Source organism: Streptomyces sp. NPDC001532, assembly GCF_040298625.1.
Taxonomy (GTDB): domain Bacteria; phylum Actinomycetota; class Actinomycetes; order Streptomycetales; family Streptomycetaceae; genus Streptomyces.
This window is the reverse complement of record NZ_JBEPAL010000022.1, coordinates 101296-117798: the sequence shown is the minus strand read 5'-3', so window position 1 is coordinate 117798 and position 16503 is coordinate 101296. Positions and strand designations below refer to the sequence as shown.

Annotated in this window: 14 protein-coding genes; 6 read left to right on the top strand and 8 right to left on the bottom strand. The window is 72.2% G+C overall.

Going from position 1 to position 16503, the window contains the following annotated elements; genetic code table 11:
- The first annotated feature begins 18 nt into the window (after positions 1–18).
- Complete coding sequence (locus ABT232_RS21260) at positions 19–969, top strand: ABC transporter substrate-binding protein (RefSeq protein ID WP_351842123.1); 951 nt, start codon at positions 19–21, stop codon at positions 967–969.
- A 13-nt stretch (positions 970–982) separates the two neighbouring features.
- Here the strand turns inward: ABT232_RS21260 and ABT232_RS21255 are convergent, their stop codons facing one another.
- Positions 983–1828 carry an SDR family oxidoreductase gene (locus ABT232_RS21255; RefSeq protein ID WP_351842121.1) on the bottom strand — a complete coding sequence of 282 codons (846 nt, stop codon included), beginning with the start codon at positions 1826–1828 and terminating at the stop codon, positions 983–985.
- 101 nt (positions 1829–1929) lie between these two features.
- On the opposite strand from ABT232_RS21255, the gene ABT232_RS21250 reads away from it, so the two are divergent.
- Positions 1930–2313 (top strand): winged helix-turn-helix transcriptional regulator, encoded by a 384-nt coding sequence (locus tag ABT232_RS21250; RefSeq protein ID WP_351842119.1) that lies wholly within the window; start codon positions 1930–1932, stop codon positions 2311–2313.
- Between the two features lie 32 nt (positions 2314–2345).
- Here the strand turns inward: ABT232_RS21250 and ABT232_RS21245 are convergent, their stop codons facing one another.
- From ABT232_RS21245 to rhaI, 7 genes are all read right to left on the bottom strand, one after another.
- On the bottom strand, positions 2346–3500 hold the full coding sequence (locus ABT232_RS21245; RefSeq protein WP_351842117.1) for an ATP-binding cassette domain-containing protein: 1155 nt from the start codon (positions 3498–3500) through the stop codon (positions 2346–2348).
- A gap of 225 nt (positions 3501–3725) precedes the next feature.
- Positions 3726–4394, bottom strand: coding sequence for a LutC/YkgG family protein (locus ABT232_RS21240; RefSeq protein ID WP_351842115.1), 669 nt, complete (start codon positions 4392–4394; stop codon positions 3726–3728).
- Between the two features lie 8 nt (positions 4395–4402).
- Positions 4403–5890 carry a LutB/LldF family L-lactate oxidation iron-sulfur protein gene (locus ABT232_RS21235; RefSeq protein WP_351842113.1) on the bottom strand — a complete coding sequence of 496 codons (1488 nt, stop codon included), beginning with the start codon at positions 5888–5890 and terminating at the stop codon, positions 4403–4405.
- The gene (locus tag ABT232_RS21230) at positions 5887–6642 is read right to left on the bottom strand and encodes a (Fe-S)-binding protein (RefSeq protein WP_351842111.1); all 756 of its coding nucleotides are present in this window, start codon (positions 6640–6642) and stop codon (positions 5887–5889) included. The genes ABT232_RS21235 and ABT232_RS21230 overlap by 4 nt, the downstream gene beginning before the upstream one ends.
- Positions 6643–6749: 107 nt before the next feature.
- On the bottom strand, positions 6750–8153 hold the full coding sequence (locus ABT232_RS21225) for a rhamnulokinase (RefSeq protein WP_351842163.1): 1404 nt from the start codon (positions 8151–8153) through the stop codon (positions 6750–6752).
- A 62-nt stretch (positions 8154–8215) separates the two neighbouring features.
- Entirely contained in the window at positions 8216–10255 is a 2040-nt protein-coding gene (locus ABT232_RS21220) for a bifunctional aldolase/short-chain dehydrogenase (RefSeq protein WP_351842109.1), read from the bottom strand.
- A gap of 138 nt (positions 10256–10393) precedes the next feature.
- Entirely contained in the window at positions 10394–11554 is a 1161-nt protein-coding gene (gene rhaI / locus ABT232_RS21215; RefSeq protein ID WP_351842107.1) for an L-rhamnose isomerase, read from the bottom strand.
- A 273-nt stretch (positions 11555–11827) separates the two neighbouring features.
- Between rhaI and ABT232_RS21210 the strand changes: the two genes are divergently transcribed.
- Genes ABT232_RS21210 through rhaS form a run of 4 tightly spaced genes read left to right on the top strand, consistent with a single transcriptional unit; the run spans position 11828 to position 16473 of the window.
- Positions 11828–13342, top strand: coding sequence for a sugar ABC transporter ATP-binding protein (locus ABT232_RS21210; protein ID WP_351842105.1), 1515 nt, complete (start codon positions 11828–11830; stop codon positions 13340–13342).
- Positions 13339–14379 (top strand): ABC transporter permease, encoded by a 1041-nt coding sequence (locus ABT232_RS21205; RefSeq protein ID WP_351842103.1) that lies wholly within the window; start codon positions 13339–13341, stop codon positions 14377–14379. Before ABT232_RS21210 ends, ABT232_RS21205 begins: the two co-directional genes overlap by 4 nt.
- The gene (locus ABT232_RS21200) at positions 14372–15364 is read left to right on the top strand and encodes an ABC transporter permease (protein ID WP_351842101.1); all 993 of its coding nucleotides are present in this window, start codon (positions 14372–14374) and stop codon (positions 15362–15364) included. Before ABT232_RS21205 ends, ABT232_RS21200 begins: the two co-directional genes overlap by 8 nt.
- A gap of 26 nt (positions 15365–15390) precedes the next feature.
- The gene (rhaS, locus tag ABT232_RS21195; RefSeq protein ID WP_351842099.1) at positions 15391–16473 is read left to right on the top strand and encodes a rhamnose ABC transporter substrate-binding protein; all 1083 of its coding nucleotides are present in this window, start codon (positions 15391–15393) and stop codon (positions 16471–16473) included.
- Positions 16474–16503: the final 30 nt, after the last annotated feature.

Below are 16503 nucleotides of genomic sequence, written 5' to 3'. Positions count from 1 at the left end.
GACGGCGGTGAGGCCCGGATGAGACGCCGTACGACAGCGATGGCCGCGGTGGCCGCGCTGCTGCTGCCGGCCACCGCCTGCGCCACCGGCCCCTCCCTGGAGAGCCAGGGCCGGGTCACCGCGCCGCCCGGCGACAGCCGCGAGCTGACCATCGGCTCGGCGGGCTTCACCGAGAGCGATCTGCTCGCCCACATGTACAGCCTGCTGCTGAACCGGGCCGGCTACCGCACCTCCCTGATCACCGTCGCCAACCGCGAGCTGTACGAACCGGCGCTGGAGTCCGGCCAGATCGACGTCGTGCCCGAGTACGCCGCCACCTTCGCCGACTGGCTGAACGCCAGGACCAACGGCCCCGATGCCCCGCCGGCCGGGTCACCCGACCTCGACGCCACCATGACCGCCCTGCGCCGGCTCGCCGCACCGCGCGGACTGACCGTCCTCGACCCCGGCAGGGGCGTCGACCAGAACGCCTTCGCGGTCGGCGCCGCCTACGCCCGCCGGCACCGGCTCAAGACCCTCAGCGACCTCGGCGCGGCGGGACTGCCGGTGCGCCTCGCGGCCGGCGACGAGTGCGTGCGGCGCCCGTACTGCGCGCCCGGACTGCGGAAGACGTACGGCATCGACGTCACCGCCGTCGACCCCAAGGGCGTCGGCACGACCCAGGCGAAGCGGGCCGTGCAGAGCGGCCAGGACCAGCTGGTGCTGACCACCACGACCGACGCCACCCTCGACGAGTTCGGCCTGGTCCTGCTCGCCGACGACAGACGGCTCCAGAACGCCGACCATGTCGTCCCGGTCGTCAACCGCGCCCGAGCCGGCGGTGAGGGCGTCACCCGGGCCCTGGACCGGCTCAACACCGTGCTCACCACGGCCGACCTGGCCTCGCTGAACCAGCGGGTCGACAGCTGGCGGCGGCTGGCCCAGGACGTGGCGCGGACCTATCTGGAGGACAAGGGCCTGCTGAAGTGACCCCGCGCCGCCCTCACCGGAAGGCGGCGGCGTTCCGGCGCGCCCATGCGGCGAACGTGCCCGGCGCCCGGCCGAGCACCCGCTCCGCGTCCGGGCCGGCCCGCCGCTCGGCCGGCGTCGGTGCGCCGAGGATCGACAGGGTCGTCTCCACCACGTCCGCCGGCATGAACGTGAGCATCCGGCCCCTCGCCTCCTCCCGCGACAGCTCCACGAACCGCACCGGCTCGCCGAGCGCGGCTCCGAGGGCCTCGGCCTGCTGCCGGGGCGTGACGACCTCCGGACCGGTCAGCTCGTACACCTGCCCGGTGTGGCCGTCCTTCCGCAGGGCCACCGCGGCGACCGCGGCGACGTCGTCCGGGTCGACGACCGGCAGGCCCACGTCACCGAACGACGCGGCGACGCTCCGCCCGGTGCGGACCTGCCCGGCCCAGGCGAAGGCGTTGGAGGCGAGATTGCCGGGGCGCAGAATCGTCCAGTCCAGGCCCGACTCCCGCACGGCGTCCTCGATGCCCCTGGCCACCCGCCCGTGCGAGAGGGAGTCGGGCCGGGTGGCCACCCCTTGGGAGGACAGCAGCACGACCCGGCCGATCCCCGCGCCCTTCGCGACGTCCAGGACCTCGTGGGTGCGCAGCAGATGGGCGCTCGGCCCGCCGTTCTGGAGGAACAGCGCCTCGGCACCGTCGAGGACCGGCCGCAGGCTCTCCGCGTCGGTCAGATCGGACCGCAGCCACCGCACTCCTCGCGGGACGTCCGCCGCCGAGATCCCACGCGAGGTCGCCGTCACCGGCGCGCCCGCCGTCGCCAGCGTCCGTACCAGCGAGCGCCCGACGTTGCCGGTCGCCCCCGTCACCACGTACATGTCGAACTCCCTTGTCATCGCGTCCCTTTGACGCCGGAGCGACGCTAACAGCGCCGGTATAGTAGGTACCTAGGGGAAAGTGACTACCTCAGGGGAGCGCGATGGGAGCCCAGACGGCGAAGACCGAGGCGGCCGGGGTCGATCCCGTGCTCGCCTGCCCGATCTCCCCGGTCGTGGACATCGTCTTCAGCCGCTGGACCACACCGATCCTGTGGTCCCTGCACACCCACGGCCGCCAGCGGTTCGTCGAACTCGAACGCCGGATCACCGCGATCACCCCGAAGGTGCTCACCCAGCGGCTGCGCCAGCTGGAACGCGACGGTCTGGTCGTCCGCACCTATCACCCGGAGGTGCCGCCGCGCGTCGAGTACGAGATCAGCGACCTCGGCCGCAGTCTCGCCCCGCTCTTCGCCCACCTCGCCGCCTGGGCCGGAGAGAACCTGGACAAGGTGGAGCGGGCCCGGCAGGACTACGACGGGGACTGACCCCACCGGACGGGCGCCGCGGGAGCCGGCCGTTACGCGTCCGCCACCGAGTCGAACGGCGCCTGCCCACGCGGCACGCCGCGCGCGTCCGCGGCCACCGAGCGGCGCAGCGCCTCGTGCAGCTTCGCCGGGGTCAGCACACCCAGGAAACGGGCCCCGTCCAGGACCGCGACCCAGCCGGCGTCGTGCTGGAGCATCACACCGAACGCCTGCTTCAGCGGCGCCCCCACCGGCACCCAGGCGTTCATCCGGTGCGCCAGACCGCCGACCGTGCCGCCCGCGCTCAGTTCGTCCCGGCCGACCCAGCCGTGCAGATCGCCCCGCGCGTCCAGCACCACCGCCCACCGCGCGCCGTCCGTCCGCAGCCGCTCCGCCGCCCGGGCGGCCGGCTCGTCCACCCGGGCGACCGGCGGCTGCTCCAGGTCACCGGCCTCGATCGCGGTGACCGACAGCCGCTTCAGCCCCCGGTCGGCGCCCACGAACTCGGCGACGTACGGCGACGCCGGACTGCCCAGCACCGCGCCCGGTGTGTCGTACTGCTCGATCCGGCCCTGCCCGTACACCGCGATCCGGTCGCCGAGCCGCACCGCCTCCTCGATGTCGTGCGTGACCATCAGCACCGTCTTGGGCACGGCGGCCCGCATCCGCAGGAACTCGTCCTGCAACTGCTCCCGCACCACCGGGTCGACCGCCCCGAACGGCTCGTCCATCAGCAGCACCGGCGGATCCGCGGCCAGCGCCCGCGCCACGCCCACCCGCTGCCGCTGACCGCCCGACAGCTGGTGCGGATAGCGCGGCCCGTGGACCGCCGGGTCCAGGCCCACCAGGTCCAGCAGCTCCGCCGCGCGGGCCCGCGCCCTCGCCCGCTTCCAGCCGACCAGCGCCGGCACGGTCGCGGTGTTGTCGAGGACGGTGCGGTGCGGGAAGAGACCCACCTGCTGGATGACGTAGCCGATGCGCCGCCGCAGCCGCACCGGGTCGACGCCCGCGACGTCCTCACCGTCCACCAGGATCCGCCCGGAGGTCGGCTCGATCAGGCGGTTGACCATCATCATGGTCGTCGTCTTGCCGCAGCCCGACGGGCCGACCAGGGTGACGAGTTCACCCTCGGCCACCTCGAGACTCAGCCCGTCCACGGCCGTCGTTCCGTCCGGGTAGCGCTTGGTGACCTGCTCGAACCGGATCATGACCTCACGCTAGCGGCGGCCTCCGCCCCGCGCTCACCGACCGCGTCCCCTCGGCTCCGGAAAACGACCCCGTCCCTGGGATGCACGGCACCACGGCCACCCCGCGCATCCCCGCCGCCGACCCGGCGGGGACGCGCGAGGGCAGGACGCCCCTGTCACGCTCGTGGGGCGTCGAGCATCCGGGCTTCGCGGACGGCACGGCTCCCGCCGGCTGCCGTCCGGACGCTACGCGGTGACGTCCACGCCGTCCTGAGCGGACACGAGCACCACCTCCAGGGTGCGCGGACCGTGCACCCCCTCGACCCGGTCCAGTTCGATGTCGCTGGTCGCCGACGGGCCGGAGATCCACGTCAGCGGACGGGCCGGGTCGAGGCGGTCGAGGGCCTGCGGCACGGAGGACACCACCTGCTCCGGCACCCGTACGACACAGACGTGGTGGTCGGGCACCAGCGTGATGCGGCGGCGGCCCTGGTCGGGGCCGCCGTCCAGCACGATCGTGCCGGTCTCGGCGATCGCCACCGCGCAGGCCGTGACCACGCTGTCCACCCGGTCCAGCTCGTGCGGGGTGCTCTCGGCCCGGTCGGCGATCCGCTCGACGTCGGCCTGCGCGAGCCACGCCGGATCCAGCGCCGGCGGGACGAGCACCGTCCGCGCGCCGTGCCCGGCCAGCAACCCGGCCAGCACCAGCGGCAGTTCGCGCGCCGTGCACCGGTGCACGATCGCCCGGTAGTCCGCCAGGTTCTCGGCGAGCAGCTCGACCGTCTCGTCGACGGTGCGCCCGCCGTGCTCATGGAGGTAGTCGCGCACGACCGCCCGCTCGTACGGCAGGTCCTCGGCCGGCACGTCGGCGAGCGCGCGCCGCACCCGGCCCAGGACCCGTTCCCTGCTGCTCACTTCCCGGCTCACTTCCCGGCCCCCTTGTCGCTGTCCTTGCCCCGCGTGCGCTGCCACCAGTCCCGGAACGGCTCCGCCGGCACCGGCGGCAGATCCCGGGTCGCGCTCCACGCCCGGCCCGGACCGGGCAGCGTGCGCGGATGCAGTCGGCGGGTGCGCGAGGCGAGCCGCTGGCCGGCGCGCAGCGCGCCGGGCCGGGCGAACGCCCAGCGAGCCGCGCGCATCGCCGCCCGCTCGGCCGCGTGGCCCTTGGCCGGCTTGAGCACCACCCGGTTGCCGTCCCGGGTGACCGGACCGCCCTGGGCCACCCGCTCCCGCAGGTGCACCAGCACCTCCGGGATGTCGATGGCGACCGGGCACACCTCGTAGCAGGCGCCGCACAGCGACGACGCGTACGGCAGCGAGGCGTCGATCTCGCTTCCCGTGCCGCGCAGTTGAGGGCTGAGGATCGCGCCGATCGGCCCCGGATAGACCGAGCCGTAGGCGTGGCCGCCGGCCCGCTCGTACACCGGGCACACGTTCAGACAGGCCGAGCAGCGGATGCAGCGCAGGGCCTGGCGGCCGACCTCGTCGGCGAGGGTGTCGGTGCGGCCGTTGTCGAGCAGCACCAGGTGGAAGGTGCGCGGTCCGTCCTCGTCGGTGGTGCCGGTCCAGGTGCTGGTGTACGGGTTCATCCGCTCGGCGGTCGAGGAGCGGGGCAGGGTCTGGAGGAAGACCTCCAGGTCCCGCCAGGTCGGCACGATCTTCTCGATGCCGACCACCGAGATCAGCGTCTCCGGCAGGGTCAGGCACATCCGCCCGTTGCCCTCGGACTCCACCACCACCAGCGTGCCGGTGTCGGCGACCATGAAGTTGGCGCCGGAAATCCCGACCTTCGCGCGCAGGAACTTCTCCCGCAGGTGCAGCCGGGCGGCCTCGGCGAGTTCGGCGGGGGTGTCGGTCAGGCCCTCGGGCGCCGGGCGGCCCCACTCGGCCATCTCCGTGCGGAAGATGTCCCGGATCTCGCCGCGGTTGCGGTGGATGGCCGGGACCAGGATGTGCGAGGGCCGGTCCTTGCCCAGCTGCACGATCAGCTCGGCGAGGTCGGTCTCGTAGGCACGGATGCCCTCCGCCTCGAGGGCCTCGTTGAGGCCGATCTCCTGGGTGGCCATCGACTTGACCTTGACGACCTCCGTCTCGCCGGTCTCCTTGACCAGGTCGATGACGATCCGGTTGGCCTCCGCCGCGTCGGCGGCCCAGTGCACGACGCCGCCCGCCGCCGTGACGGACTCCTCCAGCCGCACCAGGTAGTCGTCCAGGTGACGCAGCGTGTGGTCCTTGATCCGCTTGCCGGCCTCGCGCAGCTCCGCCCAGTCCTCGACCTCGGCGACCGCCTTGGCCCGCTTGGCGCGGATGGTGTGGGTGGCGTGCCGCAGATTGCCGCGCAGGGTCGGGTTGCGCACCGCCTCGTGCGCCGCCGCCGGGAAGGCCGGCATGCCGACGAAGGTTCCGCTCATGCCAGGGGCTCCTCTTCCGTGCTCGCCAGGATCTCCGCGATGTGCACCGGACGCATGGCGGTGCGCAGCCGGGTCATGGTGCCGCCGATGTGCATCAGACAGGAGTTGTCGGCCGCGCACAGCACACCGGCCCCGGTCGACTCGGCGTTGCGGACCTTGTCGGCGCCCATCGCCGCGGAGACGTCGGCGTTCTTCACCGCGAACGTGCCGCCGAATCCGCAGCACTCCTCCGCGCCCGGCAGCTCGACCAGCTCCAGCCCCTTCACCGCCTGGAGCAGCCGGCGCGGCCGGTCGCCGAGCCCCAGCCCGCGCAGCCCGTGGCAGGTCGGGTGGTAGGTCACCTTCTGCGGGTAGTACGCGCCGACGTCGGTCACGCCCAGCACGTCCACCAGGAACTCCGTCAGCTCGTACGTCTTCGGCACCACCGGTGCCAGCGTCGCGGCGAGCCGGTCCCCGCGCCCCTCCGCCCGGGCCCGCTCGCCCATCCGCGGATACAGCTCCCGCACCATCGCCCCGCACGACCCGGACGGCGTCACGATCGCCTCGTACTCCCCGAACACCTCGGCGAAGTGCCGGGCCAGCGGCTCCGCCTCGTGCCGGTAGCCGGTGTTGTAGTGCGCCTGGCCGCAGCAGGTCTGGGCCATCGGGAAGTCGACCTCCACGCCCAGCCGGGACAGGAGCTTCACCACGGCACGGCCGGTGTCCGGATAGAGCGTGTCGTTGACACAGGTCAGGAACAGAGCGACACGCATCGCGGCTCCTCGGGGTCGATCATCGGATGGGTGCAGGGTAGTGCGGGGTCGGGGGAGGGGGCGGGAGGTCCGGCCCGCCGGACGGGGCGGGCGGGCCGGGGCTCGCCTCAGCGGGCGGCGAGCCGTTCCCGGGCCGCGCGCCAGCGCGCGGTGTCGCCGCGCGGCTCGTAACGGGTCAGCGGCTGGGTGCGGGTGAGCAGCCGCCGCATGTCGTCACGGTCGCCGACCAGGCCGTGCGCCCGCGCCTGCACCAGGACGTTGCCGAGGGCCGCCGCCTCGGTCGGACCGGCCACCACCGGCAGCCCGCAGGCGTCGGCGGTCAGCTGGCACAGCAGCGCGTTGCGCACCCCGCCGCCGACGATGTGCACCACGTCCACGGACGTCCCGGCGAGCCGCTGGGCGTCCTCGATCGCCCGGCGGTGGGCGAGCGCGAGGGAGTCGAGGATGCACCGGGTGATCTCGGCGGGCGTCTCGGGCACCGGCTGCCCCGACGCCCGGCACGCCTCGGCGATCCGCTCCGGCATCCGGCCCGGCGCCAGGAACGCGGCGTCCCCGGCGTCCACCACCGACCGCAGCGTCGGCACCACGGCCGCCGCCCGCAGCAGCTCGCCGAGGTCCGGCTCGCCCCAGGCCCGTACGCACTCCTGGAGCAGCCACAGGCCCATGATGTTCCGCAGGTAGCGGACCGTGCCGTCCAGCCCCAGCTCGTTGGTGAAGTTGGCGGCGCGGCTCTCCTCGGTGAGCACCGGGGCGCTCAGCTCCAGCCCGGCCAGCGACCAGGTGCCGGTGCAGATGTACGCGAACCGTTCACCGCTCGCCGGTACGGCCGCCACCGCCGAGGCGGTGTCGTGCGAGCCGACCGCCGTCACCGGCACGGGCCCGGTCAGGCCCGTCTCCTCCAGCACCTCGGCGCGCAGCACGCCCGCCGGGTCGCCGGGCTGCCGCAGCGGGGCGAACAGGCTGAGGTCGATGCCCAGCCGCGCCGCCACGTCGTACGCCCAGTCCCCGGTGCGCGGGTCGACGAGCTGGGTCGTCGAGGCGTTGGTCAGCTCGGTGCCCTGCTCGCCGGTGAGCCAGTACGCCATCAGGTCCGGGACCATCAGCAGCCGCTTGGCCTGGGCGAACTGGGCGGACGAGCGGGCCGCGGTGAGCTGGTACAGCGTGTTGAACGGGGCGTACTGCAGGCCGGTCGCCGCGTACAGCTCGGCGGCCGGCACGGTCGCCCACACCGCTTCCGCGATGCCCTCGGTGCGCGGGTCGCGGTAGTGCACGGGGTTGCCGAGCAGCGCCCCGTCGGCGTCCAGCAGGCCGTAGTCCACGGCCCAGCTGTCGACGCCGACGGAGTCCAGCCGGCCGCCGGCGGCGGCGCCCGCCGCCCGCAGCCCGTCCAGCACCCCCGCGTACAGCGCGAGCACGTCCCAGCGCAGGCCCTCGGGCAGCCGCACGGGCCGGTTCGGGAAGCGGTGCGCCTCGGTCAGCTCCAGGGTGTGCGGGCCGACCCGGCCGACCATGACGCGCCCGCTGGACGCGCCGAGGTCGACCGCGGCGTACGACTTGACGGAGGTCACCGGCGTCACCGCAGGAACGCGGCGGCGACGCCCGCGTCGACCGGGACGTGCAGACCGGTGGTGTGGGTGAGGTCGCCGCCGGTCAGCGCGAACACCGCGTTCGCCACGTGCTCCGGCAGCACCTCGCGCTTGAGCAGCGTGCGCTGGGCGTAGAACTCGCCCAGCTTCTCCTCCGGCACCCCGTACACGGCCGCGCGCTGCGCGCCCCAGCCGCCCGCGAAGATGCCCGAGCCGCGCACCACACCGTCGGGGTTGACGCCGTTGACCCGGATGCCGTGCTCGCCCAGCTCGGCGGCGAGGAGGCGCACCTGGTGGGCCTGGTCGGCCTTGGTGGCGGAGTAGGCGATGTTGTTGGGGCCGGCGAACACGGCGTTCTTGCTGGCGATGTAGACGATGTCGCCGCCCAGCCCCTGCGCGATCATCGCGCGGGCCGCCTCGCGGGAGACCAGGAAGGAGCCGCGGGCCATGATGTCGTGCTGGAGGTCCCAGTCCTTGGCGGAGGTCTCCAGCAGCGGCTTGGAGATGGAGATGCCGGCGTTGTTGACGACCAGGTCCACTCCGCCGAAGGCCAGCGCCGCCGCCTTGAACGCCTCGGCGATCTGCTCCTCGGAGGTCACGTCCACGGTGACGGCGACGGCCTTGTCGGGCCCGCCCAGCTCCTCGGCGACCGCGGCGGCGTTCGCCCCGTCGAGGTCGGCGATGACGACGCAGGCGCCCTCGGCGACCAGCCGCTGCGCGATGGCCTTGCCGATGCCGCTGCCCGCGCCGGTCACCAGCGACACCCGGGTCGCCAGCGGCTTGGGCTTCGGCATCCGCTGGAGCTTGGCCTCCTCCAGGGCCCAGTACTCGATGCGGAACTTCTCCGACTCCTCGATCGGCGCGTACGTCGACACCGCCTCGGAGCCCCGCATCACGTTGATGGCGTTGACGTAGAACTCGCCCGCCACCCGCGCGGTCTGCTTGTCCTTGCCGAAGCTGAACATGCCCACGCCCGGGATCAGCACGATCGCCGGGTCGGCGCCGCGCATGGCGGGGGAGTCGGGCTCGGCGTGCCGCTGGTAGTAGGCGGCGTACTCCTCGCGGTACGCGGCGTGCAGCTCCTTCAGCCGCGCGATCGCCTCGTCCAGCGGGGCCGTCGGCGGCAGGTCGAGGACCAGCGGCCGCACCTTGGTGCGCAGGAAGTGGTCGGGGCAGGAGGTGCCGAGCGCGGCCAGCCGCGGGTGCTCGGCGCGGGCCAGGAAGTCCAGCACCACGTCGGTGTCGGTGAAGTGCCCGACCTGCGGCCGGTCCTGCGAGGCCACCCCCCGCACGTACGGCGCCAGCGCCGCCGCCCGCTCATGCCGCTCGGCCTCGTCCAGCGGCTCGTAGCCCTCGACCACCGGGCCGAAGGGCTCCGCCTTGCCGTGCTCGGCGAGGAACGCCTCGGCGGTGCGGATGATGTGCAGCGAGTTGCGCTCGCACTCCTCGGCGGTGTCGCCCCACGCGGTGATGCCGTGCCCGCCGAGCACACAGCCGATGGCCTGCGGGTTGGCCTCCTTGACGGCGGCGATGTCCAGACCGAGCTGGAAGCCGGGCCGCCGCCACGGCACCCACACCACGCTGTCCCCGAAACACTCGGCGGTCAGCTTCTCCCCGTCGGCCGCGCAGGCCAGCGCGATGCCGGAGTCGGGGTGCAGATGGTCGACGTGGGCCGCGTCCACCAGTCCGTGCATCGCGGTGTCGATCGACGGCGCCGCCCCGCCCTTGCCGTGCAGGCAGTAGTCGAACGCGGCGACCATCTCGTCCTCGCGCTCCACACCCGGGTAGACGTCGGTCAGCGCCCGCAGCCGGTCCAGCCGCAGCACGGCCAGTCCGGCCTCGGTGAGCGTGCCGAGGTCGCCGCCGGACCCCTTCACCCACATCAGCTCCACGTCACCCCCGGTCACGGGGTCGGTGTCGGTGCCCTTGGCGGACGCGTTGCCGCCGGCGTAGTTGGTGTTGCGGGGGTCGGAGCCGAGCCGGTGCGAACGGGCGAGGAGGGCGGCGGCTTCGGGATGGGGTGCCATGAGCATTCAGTCCTCAGTGAGAAGAAGTTCCAGCTGGGCGCCCGGATCGGGCGCGGAGCGCCCGCTCAGGGGCGCGGGGAACTGCGCGACCAGCCGCGACCGGCCGGCAGTCCGAAGATCACAGAACCCGACGGACGCTCACGCCCCCCAGCCGGCCTGCTGCCCGCCGATCCGCTCGGCGGCGATCTTCTCGGCCCACCCGGAGCGGGCGTACGCGGCGATCGGGTCGGGGTCCAGCCCCATCTCCTCGCGCACCTCGCGCAGCAGCGGACGGACGTCCGTGTTGTACGCGTCCATCAGCACCGCGTTGGCGCCCAGCACGTCACCGGAGGCCTGCGCCTCGGCCAGCGCGGCGCGGTCCACGAGCAGCGCCTTCGCCGTGGCCTCCTGCACGTTCATCACCGAGCGGATGATCGCGGGGATCTTCGCCTCGATGTTGTGGCACTGGTCCAGCATGAAGGCGACGTCCGGGGTGAAGCCGCCGCCGCGGATCACCTCGTACATGATCCGGAACAGCTGGAAGGGGTCCGCGGCGCCGACCATCAGGTCGTCGTCCGCGTAGAAGCGCGAGTTGAAGTCGAATCCGCCGAGCTTGCCCTCCCGCAGCAGCGTCGCCACGATGAACTCGATGTTGGTGCCCGGCGCGTGGTGTCCGGTGTCGACGACGACCTGCGCCTTGGGGCCCAGCTTCAGGCAGTGCGCGTACGCCGTCCCCCAGTCCGGCACGTCCGTGGTGTAGAACGCGGGCTCGAAGAACTTGTACTCCAGCAGCATCCGCTGGTTCTCGCCCAGCCGCTCGTACACCGCGGACAGTGCCTCGGCGAGCCGGTCCTGGCGGGCGCGGATGTCGTCCTGGCCGGGATAGTTGGTGCCGTCGGCGAACCACAGCTTCAGATCGGCCGAGCCCGTCGCGTCCATGATGTCGACGCACTCCAGGAGGTGGTCGACGGCCTTGCGCCGCACCGCCGCGTCGGGGTGGCAGATGCTGCCCAGCTTGTAGTCGTCGTCCTGGAAGGTGTTGGAGTTGATCGCGCCCAGTTTCAGGCCGCGCTCCTCGGCGTGCTTGGCGAGCGCCGCGTAGTCGTCGACCTTGTCCCACGGGATGTGCAGGGCGACGGTGGGCGCGACACCGGTGAACCCGTGCACCTGGGCCGCGTCGTCCAGCTTCTCGCGCGGGTCACGGGGCACGCCCGCCTGCGCGAACACCTTGAACCGGGTCCCCGAGTTCCCGTACGCCCACGACGGCGTCTCGACTGCCTGGGTCTTGAGCGCGGCCTTCGCCGCGGCGAGATCGGTCACTGCTGGGCTCCTGTTGCTCAACGGGTTGCTACACCGATTCAATGAAACGATTCAGAACGGCAAGCTATGAGCCCTCCGAGGGGGTGTCAAGCGCTGTGACCAACCCCGTTGTCCGTGACCCCGCCGTGACCTTCCACTTTCGAAATTTTTTCGACACGGACCCATTGACGCGACATGGCTGCCCCGCCTAACGTCCCGGCAATCCAGTTGAAACCTTTCACGACGCCGTGAGAACCGCCACGCCGTTCCCGCCGTGTCGTCGAGGAGCCCCTCATGACCCACCCCGACACGGGGCCGACCCCGGTGCTGGCGCTCCAGGGCATCTCCAGGTCCTTCGGCGCCGTACGCGCCCTGCGGGACGTGTCCCTGGAACTGTTCCCCGGCGAGGTCCACGCCCTCGCCGGCGAGAACGGCGCGGGCAAGTCGACCCTGATCAAGACGCTCGCCGGAGTGCACCGGCCGGACGCCGGCCAGGTGCTGCTCGACGGCGCGCCCGTCGTCTTCCACGGCCCCAAAGACGCACGCGACGCCGGTATCGCCGTGATCTACCAGGAGCCCACGCTCTTCCCCGACCTGTCGATCGCCGAGAACATCTTCATGGGCCGGCAGCCCCGCCGCGCCCTCGGCCGCATCGACCACAAGGCCACCCGTGCCGCGACCGCCGACCTGATGCGGCGCCTCGGCGTCGACCTCGACCCCGACCGGCCCGCCCGCGGACTGTCCATCGCCGACCAGCAGATCGTGGAGATCGCCAAGGCGCTCTCCTTCGACGCCCGCGTCCTGATCATGGACGAGCCGACCGCCGCCCTCACCGGCAGCGAGGTCGCCCGTCTCTTCGGCGTCGTGCGCACCCTGCGCGAACAGGGCGCCGCCGTCCTGTTTATCTCCCACCGGCTGGAGGAGATCTTCGAGATCTGCCAGAAGGTGACCACCCTGCGCGACGGCGCCTGGATCGCCAGTGAACCACTGGACGGCATGACCGAGGACGACCTGGTGCGCCGGATGGTCGGCCGCGACCTCGACGAGCTCTATCCCAAGCAGCAGGTGACCCCCGGCGAGGTCGCGCTCAGCGTGCGCCGCCTGACCCGCGAGGGCGTCTTCACCGACGTCTCCTTCGAGGTGCGGCGCGGAGAGATCGTCGGCCTCGCCGGACTGGTCGGCGCCGGCCGCACCGAGGTCGCGCGGGCCGTCTTCGGCATCGACCGGTGGGACGCCGGCGAGGTCGAGGTCGAGGGACGCAAGCTCGTCAACGGCGCCCCCTCCACCGCCATGGCCGCCGGGCTCGCCCTCGTCCCCGAGGACCGCCGCGCCCAGGGCCTGGTGATGGACATGTCCATCGAGCGCAACATCGGCCTCACCGGACTCCGCACGACGGTGAAGGCCGGACTGATGGACCGCGGCGCCGAACGCAGCCGCTCCCTCGACTGGGCGGTCAGGCTCCAGGTGAAGTACGCCCGGATCGCCGACACCGTCAACACCCTGTCCGGCGGCAACCAGCAGAAGGTCGTCCTCGCCAAGTGGCTCGCCACCGGCCCCAAGGTGCTGATCGTCGACGAGCCCACCCGCGGCATCGACGTCGGCACCAAGGCCGAGGTGCACCGGCTGCTGAGCGAGCTGGCCGCCGACGGCGTGGCCGTGCTGATGATCTCCTCCGACCTGCCCGAGATCCTCGGCATGGCCGACCGCGTGCTGGTGATGCACGAGGGCCGGCTGACCGCCGAGATCCCCCGCTCCGACGCCACCGAGGAAACCGTGATGGCCGCAGCCACGGGGAGGGCCGCCGCATGACGGTCGCCACTCCCCAGCAAGCCCCCGTGCCCGACGTGGCCAAGTCCGGTGGCACCCGCCTGGTGGACCGCGTCTTCAAGATGCGCGAACTCGCCATCCTGCTCGTCTTCCTGGTGATGATCGCCGTCACCCAGGCCGGCAACAGCGAGTTCCTGTCCGAACAGGGCATCAAGGACCTGCTGCTGAACGCGACCATCCTGGTCCTGGTCGCCACCGGCCAGTCCCTGGTCGTGATCACCCGCAACGTCGACCTGTCCGTCGGCTCCACCCTCGGCATCAGCGCCTTCGCCGCCGGCACCTACCTCCAGGACGGCGGCGACCCGGTGGTGGCCGTCCTCCTCGCCGTCCTGCTGGGCGTCGGCTTCGGCCTGCTCAACGGACTGCTGGTCAGCCTCGGCCAGGTGCCCGCCCTGGTCGTCACCCTCGGCACCCTCTACATCATCCGCGGCATCGACTCCATCTGGGTCGGCTCCCGCCAGATCACCGCCGCCGACCTGCCCGGCTCCTTCGTCGACTTCGGCTCCGGCGGCCTCTCGGCGGTGCCCTGGCTGGCGATGATCGCGCTCGCCGTCCTGGTCGCCACGGCCTACTACCTCAAGCACTACGGCAGCGGCCGCGAACTGTACGCGCTCGGCTCCAACCCCGAGGCCGCCCGGCTCGCCGGCATCCCGGTCCGCAAGCGCATCCTCGCCGCGTACACCTTCTGCGGAGCGCTCGCCGGACTCGCCGGCGCCCTCTACCTGGCCCGGTTCGGCAACGTCGACTCCGGCACCGGCAACGGCTACGAACTCACCGTCGTCAGCGCGGTCGTGGTCGGCGGCGTCGTCTTCACCGGCGGCTCCGGCAGCGTCTACGGCGCGGCACTCGGCGCACTGCTGCTGACCTCCATCAACAGCGTCCTGCCCGCCCTCGGCGTCAGCTCGGTCTGGGTGCTCGCGATCAACGGCATCCTGCTCATCCTCGCCATCGCCGTCGACCGGATCGTCGCGGTGCGTGTGGCCACCGCCCTGAAGAAGAGGAACGCCCGCCATGCCTGAGTCCCTCACACGAGCCGTCAGGTGGGACACGGTCGTCGGCGCCCTGCTGATCGTCCTGCTGCTGATGTCGTTCACCTTCGTGGACGGCTTCGGGAACGCGCTCAACCTGTCCTTCCTGATCGGCAACACCCTGCCCATCGCACTGATCGCGCTGCCGATGACCCTCCTGGTCGTCTCCGGCGAGATCGACCTCTCCGTCGCCTCCACCGCCGGGCTCTCGGGCGCGGTGATGGGCGCCCTGTGGAACCAGGGCATGACCATCGAGACGATCATCCCGGTCTGCCTGCTGCTCGGCGTGGTCTGCGGACTCGTCAACGGCCTGCTCGTCACCCGGCTCGGCCTGCCCTCCCTCGCCGTCACCATCGGCACCCTCGCCGCCTACCGCGGCATCGCCCAGATCGTGCTCGGCTCCGACGCCGTCACCGACTTCCCCGCCCCGTACCTGGACTTCGCCGCCGGACGGATCGGCGACACCTTCCTCCCGTACGCCTTCCTGCCGTTCCTCGTGCTGCTCGCGATCGCCGTGGTCGCCCTGCACGCCACCCCGTTCGGCCGCTCCCTGTTCGCGATCGGCGCCAGCGAGGAGGCCGCGCGGTTCGCCGGCATCAGGGTCAAGCGGCAGAAGCTGATCCTGTTCACGCTGACCGGCCTGATGGCCTCCCTCACCGGCGTCTTCTGGGCCCTGCACTACGCCAGCGCCCGCTACGACAACGCGACCGGCCTCGAACTGTCCGTCGTCGCCGCCGTGCTGCTCGGCGGCATCGACTTCGACGGCGGCAAGGGAACGCTCGGCGGCGCCGTCGCCGGTGTCTTCCTGCTGGGCGCGCTGCAGAACGTGATGAGCCTCCAGGACGTCTCGGCCCAGTCGCAGATCGTCGTCACCGGTGTGCTGCTCGTGCTGTCCGTGCTCGGTCCCCGGGTCGCACGGCAGATCGCCGTCGCACGCGCCGGACGCAGAGCGGCCGCCACACCGTCCTCCTCCTGAACCCTCCCTCGCAAAGGACTCCCGCCATGCGCAAGTCGTCCCTCCGCCGCACCGCCGCGGCCCTCGCCGCCGTCACCTCCCTCGCCCTGGCGGCCACCGCCTGCGGCGGCACCACCAAGGAAGACGTGAAGAACGAGGGCGGCTCGGCCGCCTCGGCCGGCAAGGCCGACCCGAACGCCGCCACCAAGAAGGGCCTGACCGTCGGCTTCCTGCCCAAGCAGGTCAACAACCCGTACTTCACCACCGCCGACAAGGGCGGCGAGAAGGCGGTGAAGGAGCTGGGCTCCACCTACAAGGAGGTCGGCCCGTCCAGCGCCACCGACACCTCCGGCCAGGTCTCCTACGTCAACACCCTCACCCAGCAGCAGGTCGACGCGATGGCCGTGTCCGCGCAGGACCCCGGCGCCCTGTGCACCGCGCTCAAGCAGGCCATGAGCAACGACATCAAGGTCGTCACCTACGACTCCGACACCAAGCCGGAGTGCCGCAACGCCTTCGTCTCGCAGGCCTCCGCCGAGGACCTGGGCCGCACCGAGGTGCAGCTGCTCGCCGAGCAGATCGACTACAAGGGCGAGATCGCGATCCTGTCCGCCGCGCAGACCGCGACCAACCAGAACACCTGGATCGAGTTCATGAAGGACGAGCTCGAGGACCCCAAGTACAAGGACATCAAGCTGGTCAAGGTCGCCTACGGAAACGACGACGCCCAGCAGTCCTTCCAGCAGACCCAGGGCCTGCTCCAGGAGTACCCGAATCTGAAGGGGATCATCTCCCCGACCACCGTCGGCATCAAGGCCGCCGCCCAGTACCTCTCCGGCTCCAAGTACAAGGGCAAGGTCAAGCTGACCGGCCTCGGCACCCCGAACGACATGCGCAAGTACGTCAAGAACGGCACCGTCGAGGCGTTCGAGCTGTGGGACCCGGCCAAGCTTGGCGAGCTGGCCGCCCGCACCGCCGTCGCGCTGGCCTCCGGCCAGATCACCGGCAAGGAGGGCGAGACCTTCACCGCCGGATCCATGGGCGAGTACACCATCGGCAAGGACGGCGTGATCAGCCTCGGCAAGCCGACCGTCTTCGACGCCAAGAACATCGACGACTTCGACTTCTGAGTCTCCGAGTCTCCTCACCCCGCTGGAGTG